Source organism: Taklimakanibacter lacteus, from assembly GCA_003576695.1.
Lineage (GTDB): Bacteria > Pseudomonadota > Alphaproteobacteria > Rhizobiales > Aestuariivirgaceae > Taklimakanibacter > Taklimakanibacter lacteus.
The window spans coordinates 143,557-160,142 of the sequence record QOZQ01000016.1 but is presented as its reverse complement, the minus strand read 5'-3'; the positions used below and the strand labels follow the sequence as shown (position 1 = coordinate 160,142).

Sequence of the window (16,586 nt, the reverse complement as noted above, 5' to 3'; positions counted from 1 at the left end):
ATCGCCTCTCTCGTCAGCACACTGCCACGATGCCCTTGTTGTGCAGCCCCTATCTCACCGCACCGCAAAACAAGACGAACGAGGCGTTTGTGACACAGTAAGATTTTTCACCGGTGAAACGGGCGTCTACAGATCCCCCGTCACGCATTTCTTCGCCAGCGCCTTGTACTGCTTCTCGCTGAGCTGGATCGGGTTGCCGCCGGCGGAGGGATCCTTGATCGCCATCTTGGCCACTTCGTCGAGCCGTTTGGTGTCGATGCCGATATCGGCGAGCTTGTGCGGGATCCCGATCTCCTTGCGCAGCGCCAGTATCCATTTGAGGAAGCCGTTGAAGCCGCCCTTGATGCCGAGATAGGCCGCGGCGCGCTCGATGTCCTTCTCGATCTTCTTGCGGTTGGCTTTCAGCACATAGGGCATCACGATGCCGTTGAGGAGCCCATGATGGGCGTCATAGAGGCCGCCGAAAGGATGCGACAGCGCATGGATGGCGCCGAGGCCGCGCTGGAACGCCGTGGCGCCCATGGTGGAGGCCACAAGCATATTGCCCCGCGCGTCGAGATCCTTGCCCTTCTTCACCGCCTTGGCGAGATTGTCCTTGATGAGCGCCATGCCCTCGAGCGCCACACCCTTGGCAAGCGGATGATAGAAAGGCGCGCAATAGGCTTCGAGACAATGGGCCAGCGCATCCATGCCGGTCGCCGCGGTGAGCTTCGCCGGCAGGCCGACCGAGAGCTCGGGATCGAGCAGCGCTACTTTCGGCATGATCGCCGGATGGAAGATGATCTTCTTCTCATGCGTCTCGGGATGGGTGACGACGCCGGCGCGGCCGACTTCCGAGCCCGTGCCCGCCGTCGTCGGCACCGCGATGATCGGCGAGATCTTGCTGGCATCGGCCCTGGTCCACCAGTCGCCGATGTCCTCGAGATCGAAGACCGAGATCGTCTGGCCATGCATCAGCGCCACGAGCTTGCCGATGTCGAGGCCCGAGCCGCCGCCAAAGGCGATGACCCCGTCATGATTGCCGGCGCGATAGGCCTTGATGCCGGCATGGATATTGGCCTCGATCGGGTTGGGCCTGACATCGGAGAACAGCGCCACGCCGAGGCCCGCCGCCTTGAGGTCGTCCAGGATCGCCTTGACCATCGGCATTTGCGCAAGGCCCGGATCGGTCACGAAGAGCGGCCGCTTGATGCCGTTGGCCTTGCACAATTCGGCCAGCTCCTTGATGCGCCCGGCCCCGAATTTGATGGCCGTCGGGAAGTTGATGTTGCGGTTCGGTATGGTCATTTGCGTCAGCTCGTCTTGGTTCTGAGGTGATAGCTCTTGGGGCGCGTCAGGGCTTCATAGCCGATGACGGAAAGGGTGGCGCCGCGGCCCGTATCCTTGACCCCGGTCCAGGTCAAGGCCGGATCGAGATAGTCGCAGCGGTTCATGAACACCGTGCCGGTCTCGATCTCATTGCCGATCTTCTGCGCCGCTTCCGCATCCTCGGTCCAGATCGCGGCGGTGAGGCCATAGGGCGAGTCGTTCATGAGCTGGATCGCTTCCTCGTCGTCGCTCACTTTCATGATGCCGGCGACCGGTCCGAAGCTCTCTTCCGTCATCACCGACATCTGGTGGTTGACGCCCGTCAGCACTTGCGGGGCCATATAGGCCGAGCCCTTCTTGTCATGCGCGAAGGCCTTGGGATCGATATGGGCCCTGGCGCCGCCCCTGAGCGCCGAGGCGATCTGCTTGCGCACGAAATCCGCCGCTTCCGGCTTCACCAGGGGTCCCAGCGTCGTTGCTTCCTCGAGCGGCGAGCCCAGCACGTATTTCTTCGTCAGGTCGACGACGCCGTCGACGAAATCGCCCCACACCTTCTTGTGCACATAGATGCGCTCGATGCCGCAGCAGCTCTGGCCCGAATTGAAGAAGGCGCCATCGACCAGGTTCTCGATCGCATGCGCCATATTGGCGTCGGGACGCACATAGGCCGGGTCCTTGCCGCCGAGCTCGAGCCCGACATTGATGAAGCGGCCGGCGGCCGCCTTCTCCATCGCCTTGCCGCCCGCGACCGAGCCGGTGAAGCACACCATATTGGCGTGGCCGCCCGAGATGATCTGCGCCGTCTGCTCATGCGAGAGGACGAGATTTTGGAACACGTCCTTGGGCAGGCCGGCCGCCTTGAAGGCCTTGGCGAAGCGTTCGCCCACCAGGATGGTCTGCGCCGCATGCTTGAGGACGACCGCATTGCCCGCCATCAGCGCCGGGATGATCGAGTTGACGGCGGTGAGATAGGGATAGTTCCAGGGCGCTATGGTGAAGACGACGCCCAGCGGCTCGCGCCTGATATAGCGCAGGAAGCCTTCCTTGGGCTCGGGGCGGATATCCGAGAGCGCCCGCTCGGCAATCGCGATCATGTAGCGCGCCCGCTCCTCGAAGCCCCTGAGCTCGCCGGCGCCATAGCGCACCGGCCGGCCCATTTGCCAGGCGAGCTCCGGCACGATCTCGTCCTTCATGGCGAGCATGGCATCGACCGCGGCCGAGCAGTATTTCGCCCGCTCACGCAGAGGCACGCGCCGCCACTTCTCCTGCGCCGCGTGGGCGGCCGAGAATGCCGCCGCCACGTCCTTCTTCTTCGCCACCGGGCGCACGGCATAGACCGAGCCGTCGACCGGCGAAACGCACTTTATCCTGTCGGCCACTCTCTCAACTCCTCAATACTGCTCGAAGCCGCGCCTCACTTCCCAGTCGGTGACGCGCCGGTCATATTCGAACTGCTCCCACTTTGCCGTGTGCACATAGTGGTCGATGACGCCATCGCCGAAGGCGGAGCGCAGCAGCTTCGACTTGTCGAGAAGCTCGGTCGCATCGCGCAATGTCTTGGGGATCTCGCGCAACTTCTTCGACTTGTCATAGGCATCGCCCGCAAAAGCAGGCTCGAGCGCCATCTTCTTCTCGATGCCGTCGAGACCGGCGGCAAGCAGTGCCGCGAAAGCCAGATAGGGATTGAGATCGGCGCCGCCCACCCGGCATTCGATGCGCACCGCCTTGCTGTCGGCGCCGCACAGGCGGTAGCCGGCGGTGCGGTTGTCGAAGCTCCATATGGCGCGCGTCGGCGCGAAGGTGCCGGCGATGAAGCGCTTGTAGGAGTTGACGTAGGGCGCCAGGAAATAGGTGATCTCGCCGGCATGGGCGAGAAGTCCCGCCACATAATGCTTCATCAGCGCCGACATGCCGTGATCGCCCTTGGCGTCGTGGAACATCGATGTCTTGCCGTCGAGCGACCACAGGCTCTGATGGATATGCGATGAATTGCCGGCAAGGCCGTAATTCCACTTGGCCATGAAGGTGATGGCCTTGCCGAGCGACCAAGCGATTTCCTTGCAGCCGTTCTTGAGGATCACATGACGGTCCGCCATGTCGAGGGCTTCCGCATATTTGACATTGATCTCTTCCTGCCCCGGCGCCGCTTCGCCCTTGGAATTCTCGACCGGGATGCCGGCACCGGCGATGCCGTTGCGGATCGCCCGCATGACCCCTTCTTCCTTGGTCGTCTGCAGGATGTGATAGTCCTCGATATAGTGGCTCGAGGTCGCGAGATTGGCGTAGCTCTTCTGCCTGGCGCTCTCATAGCTCTCGTCGAACAGGAAGAATTCGAGCTCCGAGGCCATATAGGCCTTCATCTTCATCCTGGCGAGGCGCTCGATCTGCTTCTTGAGGATGTTGCGCGGCGCATGCGGCACCGGCGAATGATCATGGTGGTCGAGCACGTCGCACAGCACCAGCGCCGTCTTCTCGAGCCAGGGGGTCGCCCGCAAGGTGGAGAGATCGGGCTTGAGGACGAAATCGCCATAGCCCTGGTGCCAGCTTGCCGCCTTGTAGCCCGGCACCGGCTCCATATCGACATCGACGGTGAGCAGATAGTTGCAGGCATGCGTCTCCTCATGGGCGCCGTCGACGAAATACTGCGCATGGAAACGCTTGCCCATGAGCCGCCCCTGCATGTCGGGCAACGCCGCGACAACCGTATCGATAGTGCCGGCCGCAACCTCTTGTCTGAGCTGGGCGAGCGTCAGCATGCCTTGAACCATTTTCTTCCTCTCGATCACGCAAAATGAAAGCGGCGCGGGACTGTCCCGCGCCGCCCTTGTTGACTGCTATGACTTGGCGCGATGCTCCATCGCGAACTCCTCCTCGGGCGAGAGGATGAGCTTGTGGCGGCCGACCAGCGCGAAATAGATGATCGCCAGCACGAACCACACGCCGACCCAGAACACGCCATAGAAGAAGTTCGGGTCCTGGACCTGGTAGACAAGCGTGACGAGCCCGATGACGATCGTAACCCAGGCCCCCCATTCGCCCAGCGGGCTGCGATAGGGCCGTTCCATATTGGGCTGGTTCTTCCTCAGCAGGATGAAGGAGATCGCCTGCAGGATGTAGGAGAACATTGCCCCGAACACCGCCATGTTGAGCAGCACGCTGCCGATGATGGAGCCACCCTTCTCGGCCCCGAGCGAGAACCAGATGATCAGCATGATCAGGAGGCCGACGATTGAGCCGACGATCATCGCGATATGCGGGGTCCGATAGGTCGAGTGAGTGATCGACAGTCCCTTGGGGAAATAGCCTGCCCGCGACAGGGAGTAGATCTGCCGCCCTTGCGCGAACAGGATCGTGTGGAAGCTCGCGATGAGGCCGGTCAGCGCCATGATGCCGAGCACGACCACGCCGATATCGCCATAGATGGCGCGGAAGCCGTCGAGCAGCGGCTCCAGCGAGGAGCCGAGCTTATGGGATCCGACGCCGACGACCGACGGGTTGAGCAGCACGATCATGAAGGCCGAGATGATCAGCGTCACCATGCCGAGGATGATGCCCTTTGGCATGTCGCGCTTGGGATCGACCGATTCTTCCGCCGCCAGCGGCAATTGCTCGATGGCGAGGAAGAGCCAGACCGCGAAAGGCAGCGAGGCCAGGATGCCCGAGATGCCGGTCGGGAACAGCGGGCCATTGCCTTCCGGAAGCTCGGCGCCGTCCGGCCCGATATTGAGGGCCCAGCGGCTGAAATCCATGTTCGGAAAGGCGCTGAACCAGAAGATGATCAGCACCGCCAGCGACAGCAGCGTGACGGTCAATGTCACCCGGAACGACAACGCCACGCCGAAGATGTTGAGACAGAGGAAGATCAGATAGGTGACGACCCATATTATCGGCGAGTAGGTGGGGTCGAAACCGAAGATGCTGTTCACATAGGCAGTGATGAAGGTCACGATCACCGCCGGTGTCACCACATATTCGACATTCTCGCACAGGCCGGTGATGAAGCCGCCCCACGGCCCCATGGCGGTGCGCCCGAAGGAATAGGCGGCACCCGTATGCGGCAACGCCGGCGACATCTCGGCGATGCAGAAGACGAGACCGAGATACATCACCGCGATAATGGCGCCGGCAACCAGAAGGCCGCCCCATCCGCCGGTCGCGAAGCCAAAGTTCCAGCCGGAGAAATGGCCGGAGATGACGGCGCCGACGCCCAGCGCCCATAGCGACCAGATTCCGGCATAACGCTGGAGATGTCGTTTCTCGAAATAATCGGCTTCAGCTTTCTTGTAGCTGACGCCACCGCTTTCCAACTGAGACATAGGTTCCCTCCTGTTATTGTCTACGCACGTTTCCTCACGAGGCGGCGCGCCGGGGCTGCGGTAGCGACAGCGCGCCCAGGACCTCGGCAAGACGTTCCGCCCATAGTTTTTGTCCCGCATCCTGGGCGATCAGATCATTGCGGATTTCCAGCATCGCATAGGCAAGCCCCCGCGGCTGCGCATGCAGGTTGAGCGTATGGCAGACGCCATCCTCAGGCCCGTAGGGCTCGTTGCGCTTGACGACGACGTCCTTCAGCCGTCCGAAGGCGGCGAGAAGCTTGTCGGCCAGCCGCGTATCGCGGTCATGCAGGACGCCGAGATCGAGCAAACGCCTGGCGCCCTTGTAGACCGGGGTGAAACTGTGGATGGTGACGAACAGCGAAGAGATGCCGCGCGCGGCACGATGGTCGAGAAGCCTTGCCACCCGGTCATGGAAGGGCCGGTAGATTTCGCTGATCCGCGCCAGCCGGTTCTCGGGCGTCAGATTGTCGTTGCCGGGGATGCGGGTCGTCTCGCTCATCACCGGCATGGCGTCGGGCGATTCGGGCGGACGGTTGCAGTCATAGACGAGACGGGAATAGCGCTGCACAAGGAGCGGCGCATCGAGAGCCTTGGCGACGAGCCGTGAAACGGCCTCGGCGCCGATATCCCAGGCGATATGGCGGCTCAGTTCCTCGTCCGAAAGCCCCAGCGATCCCAGCGACCTGGGGATCACCTTGCCGGCATGCTCGCAGACCAGGACGACGGGCGACTTCCCGTCTCCATTCACGACGATCACCGGCTCGCCTTCATCCGGGCGAAGCAGCCCACTCATGGAGAAGCATCCCCATAGAGCCTTCCCGTTGGATCGAATCGTAAGATTCGATCCGACGGGCAAAGGCTCGATCCTCAATTTGGGGCGCTTTCTCATCGCCAAAGTCGAACAACTTTGGCGGAAAGCGCCCACCCCGCTGGAAGGATCATTTCAGAATCGCCTTCCCCTGTCAAATTCGTTACAAAGCCTGTGCATGAAGGTGGAAAACCCGAAAAAATCCGAAACTGTCGCCGAGCGCATCAGGCTTGCTTCGACCCGGCTGACGCCGTCCGAGCACAAGCTCGCCAATGCGCTCCTCGCCAGCTATCCGGTCGCCGGCCTGTCGAGCATCACCGAATTCGCCAAGGTCGCCCGCGTGTCGACGCCCACCGCCTTGCGTCTCGCCAAGAAGCTGGGCTTTGCCGGCTTTCCGTCCTTCCAGGCGGCCCTGCGCGGCGAGGTCAAGGCGCAATTGCAGGACCCGATCGCCCGCCACCAGCGCTGGTCGCAGGACGCGCCCGACGCCCATGTGCTCAACCGCTTCGCCGATGCGGTGATGGAGAACCTGCGCGGCTCGCTCAAGCTGGTGGATCACCGGAGCTTCGATCGCATCGCCGATCTCATCGCCGATCACCATCAGGCCGTGCATGTCATCGGCGGGCGCATCACCAGGCCGCTCGCCGAATATCTCCACACCCACCTGCACATGATCCGGCCCCAGGTCACGCTGATGCCGGCGCAGCCCGCCTCCTGGCCGCAATATCTGCTCAACATGAAGCGCGGCGACATCCTCATCGCCTTCGATGTGCGCCGCTACGATCCGCGCCTCGCCGAATTCGCCAGCCTCGCTTATGACCGCAAGGTGAAGATCGTCCTGTTCACCGACCAGTGGATGTCTCCGATCGCAAGCGTGGCCACCCACGCATTTCCGCTGCGCATCGACGCGCCCTCCGGTTGGGACTCCAATGTCGCCACCCTCTTCATGATCGAGGCGCTCATTGCCGACATCGTCGACCGCCGCTGGCCTGAGACCGAGAGCCGCATCCGCGAGCTCGAAAGCCTCACTTCAGCCCTGCCGGGCATCACCCTGTCAGGACGCTTACGCCGCAATTCATGACGCATTGCGCGCGGCCCGGCGCCGTGCCATCCACTATCAAAACAAGGATATAAGGGCTTTCAGCGCGCATCCCGGCGAAGTTGCAGCACTTCGGGATTTGCTCAAAGGGAGGGGACATGGAGTCGTTCGACTTCATCATCATCGGATCGGGATCGGCGGGCTCCGCCATGGCGCACCGCCTGTCGGAAGACGGCCGCCACAGCGTGCTCGTGCTCGAATATGGCGGCACCGATGCGGGCCCGTTCATCCAGATGCCCTCCGCTTTGTCCTATCCGATGAACATGTCCACCTATGACTGGGGCTTCATTGCCGAGCCCGAGCCGGCTTTGGGCGGCCGCCGCCTTGTCACACCGCGCGGCAAGGTGATCGGCGGCTCATCCTCGATCAATGGCATGGTCTATGTCAGGGGCCATGCAAGGGATTTCGATGGCTGGGAGGAGATGGGCGCCAAAGGCTGGGGCTTCCGCCATGTGCTGCCTTACTACAAGCGCATGGAATCATCGCATGGCGGCGAGGATGACTGGCGCGGCACGCAAGGCCCCCTGCATATCACGCGCGGAAAGCTCGCCAACCCGCTCTACCGCGCCTTCGTCGAGGCCGGCAGGCAGGCGGGCTATCCCGTCACCGAAGACTACAATGGCCGCCGGCAGGAAGGCTTCGGCGCCATGGAGCAGACCATCTGGCAGGGAAGGCGCTGGTCGGCGGCCAATGCCTATTTGCGCCCTGCCCTCAAGCGATCGAATGTGAAGCTTACCACCCGCGCTTTCGTGCGCCGCATCGTGATCGAGAACAGGCGCGCCACGGGCGTCGAATATGAGCGCGGCGGCGAAGTGCTGGTCGCACAAGCGCGCCGCGAGGTGATCCTGGCGGCGAGCGCCATCAACTCGCCCAAGCTGCTGCAGCTTTCCGGCATTGGCGATGCGGCGCATCTGAAATCGCTCGGCATCGAGCCCCTCCGGGATCTGCCGGGCGTGGGCGAGAACCTGCAGGACCATCTCGAAGTCTATTTCCAGATGGAGAGCCTGAAGCCCGTGTCCCTGCTGCCGGCCCTCAATCTCTTCGCCAAGGGCCTCATCGGGCTCGAATGGCTGTTGTTCAAGACCGGGCTCGGCGCCACCAATCACTTCGAGAGCTGTGGCTTCATCCGCTCATCGGCCGGCATCGAATATCCCGACATCGAATATCATTTCCTGCCGATCGCCATCCGCTATGACGGCAGGGCCGCGGCCAAGGGCCATTCCTTCCAGGTCCATGTCGGGCCGATGCGCTCCAAGTCGCGCGGCTTCGTGAAAGCGAAATCGCGCGAGCCCCGGGAAGCGCCGGTCATCAGGTTCAATTACATGTCGCATCCGGACGACTGGACCGAATTCCGCGCCGCCATGCGCCTCACCCGCGAGATTTTCGAGCAGGAGGCGCTCAGGCCCTATAAGGGCCGCGAGATCCAGCCGGGCGAGAACCTCAGGAGCGATGCCGAGCTCGACGGCTTCATCCGCGATCACTGCGAAAGCGCCTTCCACCCTTGCGGCACCTGCCGCATGGGGGCGGCCACGGATCCGATGGCGGTGGTCGATTCCGAATGCCGCGTCATCGGCATCGATGCCTTGCGCGTCGCCGATTCATCGATCATGCCGCGCATCACCAACGGCAATCTCAACGGGCCCTCGATCATGATCGGCGAGAAAGCGTCCGATCATATCCTCGGCCGCGATCCGCTGCCGCCGTCCAATCAGGAGCCGTGGATCAATCCGGACTGGCGGACAAGCCAGAGGTAGATAATTGCGCTCTCAATAGGTTTTCCCTTCTCCCGTGCGCAGCATGGGAGAAGGTGGCCGACCTTGCTCCGCCGAAGCGAAGCGATCTTGCTCGGCCGACACGAAGTTCCGGCTTCGCGAAGGCGAGAGGCCGGATGAGGGCTCTTCGTTCTTAGATTTTGTGAGGCGCCACGACTCTTTCACGGCCGGCAGGATCATATCCGAAGAAGAACCCTCACCCGCCCTGTCGGGCACCCTCTCCCATTGCTTCGCAACGGGCGAGGGGGAATGCTTGCAAGAAGTTTGCTTACTTCACGCCCGCCTGGGCGCGCGCTTCATCCAGATAGATCTCGCGCAATTTGCGCACCACGGGGCCCGGCTGGCCGCCGCCGACGCGCTTGCCGTCGATCTCGACGATCGGCAGGACGAAGTTCGACGCGCTGGTGAGGAAGGCCTCATCCGCCGCATAGGCTTCGTCCGGCGTGAACAATCGCTCCTCGATGGCGACGCCGTGCTCCTTCGCCATGCGGAACAGCATGCGCCGCGTGCAGCCGGCGAGGATGCTGTTCGACAACGGCCTTGTGATGACCTTGCCGTCCTTGACGATATAGGCATTGGACGAGGTGCCCTCGGTGATCTTGCCGTCCTCGATCATCCAGCCTTCGAAGGCGCCCTGCTCATAGGCGCGCTGCTTGCCGAGCACGGGGGCGAGCAGCATCACCGATTTGATGTCGCGCCTCGCCCAGCGGATATCCGGAATGGTGACGACCTTGACGCCCGTCACCGCATGCGGGTTATCGAGCAGCTTCTGCACCTGGGTGAAGGCGATGAGCGTCGATTTCGATTCCTTGGGGAATTTGAAGTCGCGGTCGGCGGCGCCCCGCGTCACCTGCATATAGATGATGCCTTCATCGAGCTTGTTGCGCTTGATGAGCTCCTCATGCATCTGCCTGAGTTCGGCCTTGCTGCACGGCCAGGCCATCTCGATTTCCTTGAGCGAGCGCTCGAGCCGCTCCATATGCGGGTCATAATCGACCAGCCTGCCATTGATCACCGCCGTCACTTCATAGACGCCGTCGGCGAACAGGAAGCCGCGATCGAAGATCGACACCTTCCCCTCATTTTCGGGCACATAGCTTCCATTCACATAGACGACGCGGCTCATCGGCATTCCCTTTATGGCGTGGACGCAGTCTCAAACCAGATTTTCGCGGGAAAATCCATGGGGGTTGTGCCCGCACCCCTGCCCCGGCTAGGAAGATGCCCCAGATCAACGACCTGCAAGGATATCATGCCCTCCCGGATCACGGATGCCTCGGTCGAGGCGATGCTGACGCGTGAAAAGGCCCTTTTTCTCCAGCGCAATCCGAAATCCGGGACCTTGGCGGATCAATCCTCGAAACACTGGCTGCGCGGCGTTCCGATGCACTGGATGGTGGATTGGGGCACACCTTTTCCCCTGTTCATCGCCAAAGCCTCGGGCGTCGATCTCACCGATGCCGACGGCAATTCCTATGTCGATTTCTGCCTGGGCGACACCGGCGCCATGTTCGGCCACAGCCCCAGGGCGCTGGCCGAGACCTTGCGCCGGGCCTCCGAGGACGGCTTCACCACCATGCTGCCCTCGCCCGATGCGCCGGTTGTCGGTGAATTGCTGGCCGAGCGTTTCGGCCTGCCTTTCTGGCAGGTGACGGCGACCGCCTCCGACGCCAACCGTTCCGTGCTGCGCTGGTGCCGCGCCATCACCGGGCGCAAGAAGATCCTCATCTTCAATGGCTGCTATCATGGCGCTGTGGACGAGACCTTTGTCAGCCTCGCCAATGGCCGGCAGATTGCCGATCCGGCGCTGATCGGCGAGCCGCGCGATCTCAACGAGCTGACAAAAGTGGTGGAGTTCAACGACATCGCCGCCCTCGAAGCAGCCCTTAGCCCCAGCGACGTCGCCTGCGTCCTCGCCGAGCCGGTGATGACGAATATCGGCATGGTGCTGCCCGATGATGGTTTCCTCGCGGCGCTGCGGGCCATCACCAGGCGCACCGGCACCATCCTGGTGATGGATGAGACCCATTGCATGTCATCAGGCCCCGGCGGCTATTCAGGCGCCAGCGGCCTCGAGCCCGACGCCATCGTCCTCGGCAAGCCGATCGCCGGCGGCGTTCCGGCCGCGGTCTATGGCTTTTCCGACGAGATCGCGCAGCGCATCCGCGCCTATCTCGCAACCCGCACACCCGGACATTCCGGCATCGGCACCACTCTGTCAGGCTCGAAATTGCAGCTGGCGCTGATGCGCACCATGCTCGAGACCTATTTCACCCGGGAGGCTTTCGCGCCTTTGATCGAGCTCGCCAAGCGGCTCGAAAAAGGGATCGCGGATGTCATCATCAAATATGGGGCGCCGTGGCATGTCGTGCGCGTCGGCGCCCGGGTGGAGTTCATGTGCAGCCCCGATCGTCCGCGCAATGGCGGCGAGGCGGCGCGCATCATTCACCAGCCGGTCGACATGGCCATCCATCACTATCTTCTGAACCGCGGCGTGGTCATCACGCCGTTCCACAATATGATGCTTGTTTGTCCCGCGACGACAAAGGCCCATGTCGAGAGCCTGATCCAGGGCCTCGACCACTGCCTGGCCGAGCTCGTCTGACGGGATGGAGTTGAAATCATGACCGTCATCACCCCAGGACGTCAGGCGGAAGCGCAAAGCTTCCTCGATGCCCATCCCGGAATCGAAAGCTTCCATCTGATCTGGACCGACCTCTGCGGCATCCAGCGCGGCAAGATCCTGCGCCGCGACGAGCTGGTTCCGGCCTGGCGCGACGGCCGCTTCCTGCCGATCTCGGCCCTCGTCCTCGATGCCACCGGCCAGGACGTGCCCGAGACCGGCCTCGTCTTCGATGAGGGCGACCGCGATCTCCTGCTGTGGCCGGCGCCCGGCAGCATGGTGACCATCCCGTGGACGAGCGCACCGGCGGCGCAATATATCGCGTCGGCCCGCGATCTCGACGGCAAGCCGCATTATGCCGATCCGCGCAATGCGCTCGAAAAGATCGTCCAGCGCTTCACGGAATTCGACATGACGCCGGTCGGCGCGGTCGAGCTCGAATTCTTCCTCATGGACCGCGAGTCGGCTTTCGCCGGAACCCCCAGGGCGCCCAAGGCGCTCACCAATGGCGCCAGGCCTCAGCATTACCAGGCCTATCATCTGCAGGATCTCGACGACTTCGCGCCTTTCTTCGACGACCTCTATGGCTTTGCCGGCATCCAGAACCTGCCGGCCAAGACGCTGATTTCGGAATATGCGCCGGGCCAGATGGAGATCGTGCTGCGCCACAGGAGCGACGTGCTCAAGGCCTGCGATGAGGGCATCATGCTGAAGCGCCTGATCAAGGCGGTGGCCGAGAAGCACGGCCTCGTCGCCACCTTCATGGCCAAGCCCTATTCCGAATGGACGGGCTCCGGCATGCATATCCATGTCAGCCTGGCCGACAGCATGGGCAAGAACCTCTTCGCCGCCACTGACCCTGCGGAAAACCAGCTCCTCCTCAACGCGCTGGGCGGCCTCAAGGCGGCGATGGCCGAATCCATGTTGATCTTCGCGCCCAACGCCAATTCCTATCGCCGCTTCCGCCGCAACTCCTATGCGCCGGTCTCGGCGAGCTGGGGCGTCAACAACCGCACCGTCTCCTTGCGCATCCCGGCCGGCGCGCCCGAGACCTGCCACATCGAGCATCGCCCCGCGGGTGCCGACGCCAATCCCTATCTGGTGATGGCGGCCATTCTCGCCGGCATGCATCACGGCATCACCGAAAAGCTCGATCCGGGCGCGCCCGTCAGCGGCAATGGCTATGAGAAGCGGGCCAAATACATTCCCGGCAACTGGTATGACGCGATCGACGCCTTCTGGCGCGCCTCGATCCTCAAGGAGTATTTCGGCAAGGACTTCGTCGACACCTTCTGCACGCTGAAGGAGGTCGAGGCCGACCGCTTCAACGCCGAGCCGACGGCGCGCGATTTCGAGTGGTATCTGCGGACCATATGATTATGTTATGGGTCAGTGAGTTTATTTCTCAAGGAGCTGACCCATGACCGCCATCATCGGCTGGGCGCATTCGAAATTCGGCAAGCTCGAGGCCGAGACGCTGGAGAGCCTGATCGCCGGCATCGCCGCCGAAGCGATTGCCGATGCGGGCCTGTCGCCCAAGGACATCGACACCATCTATGTCGGCAATTTCGGCGGTTTCGAGAAGCAGTCCTTTCCGGCCGCCTTCGCGCTCAAGGCATCGCCCGATCTCCGCTTCAAGCCGGCGACCCGGGTCGAGAATGCCTGCGCCACCGGCAGCGCCGCGGTTCATGCGGCCGACATGGCCATCAAGGCCAGGACCGGCCGCTTCGTGCTGGTGGTGGGTGCCGAGAAGATGACGACGGCGCCCGGCGACCAGATCGGCGACATCCTGCTCAACGCTTCCTACCGCGCCGAGGAAGGCGACACGCCGGGTGGCTTCGCCGGCATCTTCGGGCGCATTGCCGAACTCTATTTCCAGCGCTATGGCGACCGCTCGGAGGCGCTCGCCATGATCGCCGCCAAGAACCACAGGAACGGTGTCGCCAATCCTTATGCGCAATTGCGCAAGGAGCTGTCGGTCGAGTTCTGTAATACGATCTCGGACAAGAATCCACGCGTCGCCGGTCCCTTGCGGCGCACCGACTGCTCTCTCGTTTCGGATGGCGCCGCGGCCGTCGTGATGTGCGATACGGAGACCGCGCTGCGCTTTCCGAAAGCGATTCATCTGCGGGCGCTCGCCCATGTCCAGGACTATCTGCCGATGTCGGCACGCGACATCGTCAGTTTCGAGGGCTGCGAGGTCGCCTGGAAAAAGGCGCATGAACGAGCCGGCACCTCGCTCTCCGACCTCTCACTTGTCGAGACGCATGACTGCTTCACCATCGCCGAGCTTCTTGAATATGAAGCCATGGGCCTGACGCCCAAGGGCGAAGGCGCGCGCGCCATTGCCGAGGGCTGGACCGCCAAGGATGGAAAATTGCCGGTCAATCCCTCTGGCGGCCTCAAATCGAAGGGCCATCCGATCGGCGCCACCGGTGTGTCGATGCATGTGATGGCCGCCCTCCAGCTCGAGGGAAAAGCGGAGGGCATGCAGGTCAAGGATGCGAAGCTGGCCGGGATATTCAATATGGGGGGCGCCGCGGTTGCCAATTACGTTTCGATCCTCGAGCGGCTTCGATGAGATACCCTCGCCCCGCTTCAGCGGGGAGAGGGAGGGGACCCATTGCGCAGCAATGGGGAGGGTGAGGGGCTTTCCACTATGAGCATACACGCAGCGACGCCTTTGCACATAAAGCGCGCCCTTCTCTCCGTTCTTTCGCTCATCATGATCCTCAGCCCGCAAGCCGCCCACGCTGCCGAACTCGACGGCGCCGGGCTTGCCTTCCCCTGGGCCTTGCCTTTCCTCGGCATTCTCCTGTCGATCGCGCTCTTCCCGCTGCTGGCGCATCATTTCTGGGAGCGGCACCAGGGCAAGATCGCCGCCTTCTGGGCCGCCCTCATCATCATTCCGCTCTTCGCGCTCCATGACGCAGGCACGGCCGTCGCGGCGCTCGGCCATGCGATGATCCTCGAATATATCCCCTTCATCCTGCTGCTCCTGGCGCTCTACACCGTGGCGGGCGGCATCGTGCTGCGCGGCAACCTGCACGGCTCGCCCGCCGTCAATACCGGGCTTCTCGCCACCGGCACGGCGCTCGCGAGCTTCACCGGCACCACCGGCGCCGCCATGGTGATGATCCGCCCGCTCTTGCGCGCCAATGACGACCGCAAGCGCAATGCCCATGTGGTGATCTTCTTCATCTTCCTGGTCGCCAATATCGGCGGCTCGCTCACCCCCCTCGGCGATCCGCCGCTGTTTCTGGGCTTTCTGCGCGGCGTCGATTTCTTCTGGACGACCGAGCACCTGCTGTCCGAGACGCTGTTCCTGTCGGCGGTGCTGCTCGGCCTCTTCTTCGTCCTCGACACCGTCATCTATCGCCGGGACGGCCATTCGAAACCCGATCCCACGCCCGACCGCCTGCCGCTCAAGCTGTCCGGCAGGCTCAACATCGTGCTTCTCGGCGTGATCATCGGCGCCATCCTGCTCAGCGCCTCGACCGAGCTCGGCACCGTCCACATTCTCGGCGTCGATGCCGAGATCGAGAATATCCTGCGCGACCTCGTGATGGTCGCCGTGACCCTGGTCTCGCTGGCGGTGACGCCCAAGGGCGACCGCCACGCCAACACCTTCTCATGGGACCCGATCAAGGAGGTGGCCAAGCTCTTCGCCGGCATCTTCATCACCATCATCCCGGTGCTGGCCATGCTCAAGGCCGGCGGTGCCGGCCTGTTCGCGCCGATCGTCGCCTTGGTGACCGATGCGAGCGGCGATGCGAGCAATCCTGCTTATTTCTGGCTCACCGGCGGGCTGTCGGCCTTCCTCGACAATGCGCCCACCTATCTCGTCTTCTTCGAGCTGGCGGGCGGCAATCCCCAGATCCTCATGAATGAAGGGGCCATGACGCTCACCGCCATCTCGGCCGGCGCCGTCTTCATGGGCGCCCTCACTTACATCGGCAATGCGCCCAACTTCATGATCTATTCGATGGCCCGGCGCGCCAGGGTCAGGATGCCGGGCTTCTTCGGTTACATGCTGTGGTCATGCACGATCCTGCTTCCGCTCTTCGTGATCCTGACCTTCGTCTTCTACATGTGAGCCTTTCATCACCTTGTCGATGAAAGCGAGGAAGATCGCCGAAGCCACGAAGGCCATATGCATGATCGTCAGCCACATGATCTGCTCGGACGTATACTGCGCCGAATTGAGGAAGACCTGCAGCAAGTGGATCGACGAGATGGCGACGATCGTCGAGGCGACTTTCACCTTGAGCGAGCCCGCATCGATCTTGCCGAGCCAGTGGACTTCGCCATTGTCGAAACGGCTCACGAAATTCTCATAGCCCGAGATGATCACCATGACGACGAGGCTCGCCACCAGGGCCGCATCGATCAGCCCCAGCATCTTGAGGATCGTATCGGTGTCCTCGAGCACCATGACCTTGCTGATGAATTCGAGGAGCTTCTTGCCGAAGGAGAAGGCATAGATGGCAAGCGCCAAAGCGAGGCCGAGATAGAACACGACGAGCAGCCAGCGCGAGGCAAGGATGATCGATTCGACGAGGCGTTCGATGGATTTCATGGGGCTCCTTCCGTTTATTCGGGCTTTCTCATAACCTGCCAATTCGGGCAAACAAGAGGC

At 62.7% G+C, this 16,586-nt stretch carries 13 protein-coding genes; 6 read left to right on the top strand and 7 right to left on the bottom strand.

Features of this window, described 5'->3' with window-relative positions; genetic code table 11:
* Positions 1-126: 126 nt before the first annotated feature.
* The 5 genes from DT068_RS26770 to DT068_RS26750 all read right to left on the bottom strand — a co-directional run bounded on the left by DT068_RS26770 (position 127) and on the right by DT068_RS26750 (position 6,438).
* Positions 127-1,287, bottom strand: coding sequence for an iron-containing alcohol dehydrogenase (locus DT068_RS26770; protein ID WP_119392953.1), 1,161 nt, complete (start codon positions 1,285-1,287; stop codon positions 127-129).
* A 5-nt stretch (positions 1,288-1,292) separates the two neighbouring features.
* Positions 1,293-2,687: an aldehyde dehydrogenase family protein gene (locus DT068_RS26765; RefSeq protein ID WP_119392952.1), complete on the bottom strand. Its 1,395-nt coding sequence runs from the start codon at positions 2,685-2,687 to the stop codon at positions 1,293-1,295.
* A 12-nt stretch (positions 2,688-2,699) separates the two neighbouring features.
* On the bottom strand, positions 2,700-4,076 hold the full coding sequence (locus DT068_RS26760) for a glutamine synthetase family protein (protein ID WP_368905273.1): 1,377 nt from the start codon (positions 4,074-4,076) through the stop codon (positions 2,700-2,702).
* 66 nt (positions 4,077-4,142) lie between these two features.
* Positions 4,143-5,624 carry an amino acid permease gene (locus tag DT068_RS26755; RefSeq protein ID WP_119392950.1) on the bottom strand — a complete coding sequence of 494 codons (1,482 nt, stop codon included), beginning with the start codon at positions 5,622-5,624 and terminating at the stop codon, positions 4,143-4,145.
* A gap of 34 nt (positions 5,625-5,658) precedes the next feature.
* Positions 5,659-6,438 (bottom strand): N-formylglutamate amidohydrolase, encoded by a 780-nt coding sequence (locus DT068_RS26750; RefSeq protein ID WP_119392949.1) that lies wholly within the window; start codon positions 6,436-6,438, stop codon positions 5,659-5,661.
* Between the two features lie 193 nt (positions 6,439-6,631).
* Here DT068_RS26750 and DT068_RS26745 point away from each other — a divergent pair, with 193 nt between their 5' ends.
* Positions 6,632-7,534 carry a MurR/RpiR family transcriptional regulator gene (locus DT068_RS26745; protein ID WP_119392948.1) on the top strand — a complete coding sequence of 301 codons (903 nt, stop codon included), beginning with the start codon at positions 6,632-6,634 and terminating at the stop codon, positions 7,532-7,534.
* Positions 7,535-7,650: 116 nt separating this feature from the next.
* Positions 7,651-9,306 carry a choline dehydrogenase gene (gene betA, locus DT068_RS26740; RefSeq protein WP_119392947.1) on the top strand — a complete coding sequence of 552 codons (1,656 nt, stop codon included), beginning with the start codon at positions 7,651-7,653 and terminating at the stop codon, positions 9,304-9,306.
* 286 nt (positions 9,307-9,592) lie between these two features.
* Here the strand turns inward: betA and DT068_RS26735 are convergent, their stop codons facing one another.
* A complete protein-coding gene (locus DT068_RS26735) occupies positions 9,593-10,450 on the bottom strand; it encodes a D-amino-acid transaminase (RefSeq protein ID WP_119392969.1) in 858 nt (285 codons plus the stop codon).
* A gap of 126 nt (positions 10,451-10,576) precedes the next feature.
* On the opposite strand from DT068_RS26735, the gene DT068_RS26730 reads away from it, so the two are divergent.
* The 4 genes from DT068_RS26730 (at position 10,577) to DT068_RS26715 (ending at position 16,043) form a co-directional block, all read left to right on the top strand.
* Entirely contained in the window at positions 10,577-11,929 is a 1,353-nt protein-coding gene (locus DT068_RS26730; RefSeq protein ID WP_119392946.1) for an aspartate aminotransferase family protein, read from the top strand.
* A gap of 18 nt (positions 11,930-11,947) precedes the next feature.
* Positions 11,948-13,324: a glutamine synthetase family protein gene (locus DT068_RS26725; RefSeq protein ID WP_119392945.1), complete on the top strand. Its 1,377-nt coding sequence runs from the start codon at positions 11,948-11,950 to the stop codon at positions 13,322-13,324.
* 43 nt (positions 13,325-13,367) lie between these two features.
* Positions 13,368-14,528 (top strand): acetyl-CoA acetyltransferase, encoded by a 1,161-nt coding sequence (locus DT068_RS26720; protein ID WP_119392944.1) that lies wholly within the window; start codon positions 13,368-13,370, stop codon positions 14,526-14,528.
* 78 nt (positions 14,529-14,606) lie between these two features.
* Positions 14,607-16,043 (top strand): sodium:proton antiporter, encoded by a 1,437-nt coding sequence (locus DT068_RS26715; protein WP_119392943.1) that lies wholly within the window; start codon positions 14,607-14,609, stop codon positions 16,041-16,043.
* Here the strand turns inward: DT068_RS26715 and DT068_RS26710 are convergent.
* Positions 15,987-16,526, bottom strand: coding sequence for a TIGR00645 family protein (locus DT068_RS26710; protein ID WP_119392942.1), 540 nt, complete (start codon positions 16,524-16,526; stop codon positions 15,987-15,989). The genes DT068_RS26715 and DT068_RS26710 overlap by 57 nt on opposite strands.
* Between the last annotated feature and the right edge of the window lie 60 nt (positions 16,527-16,586).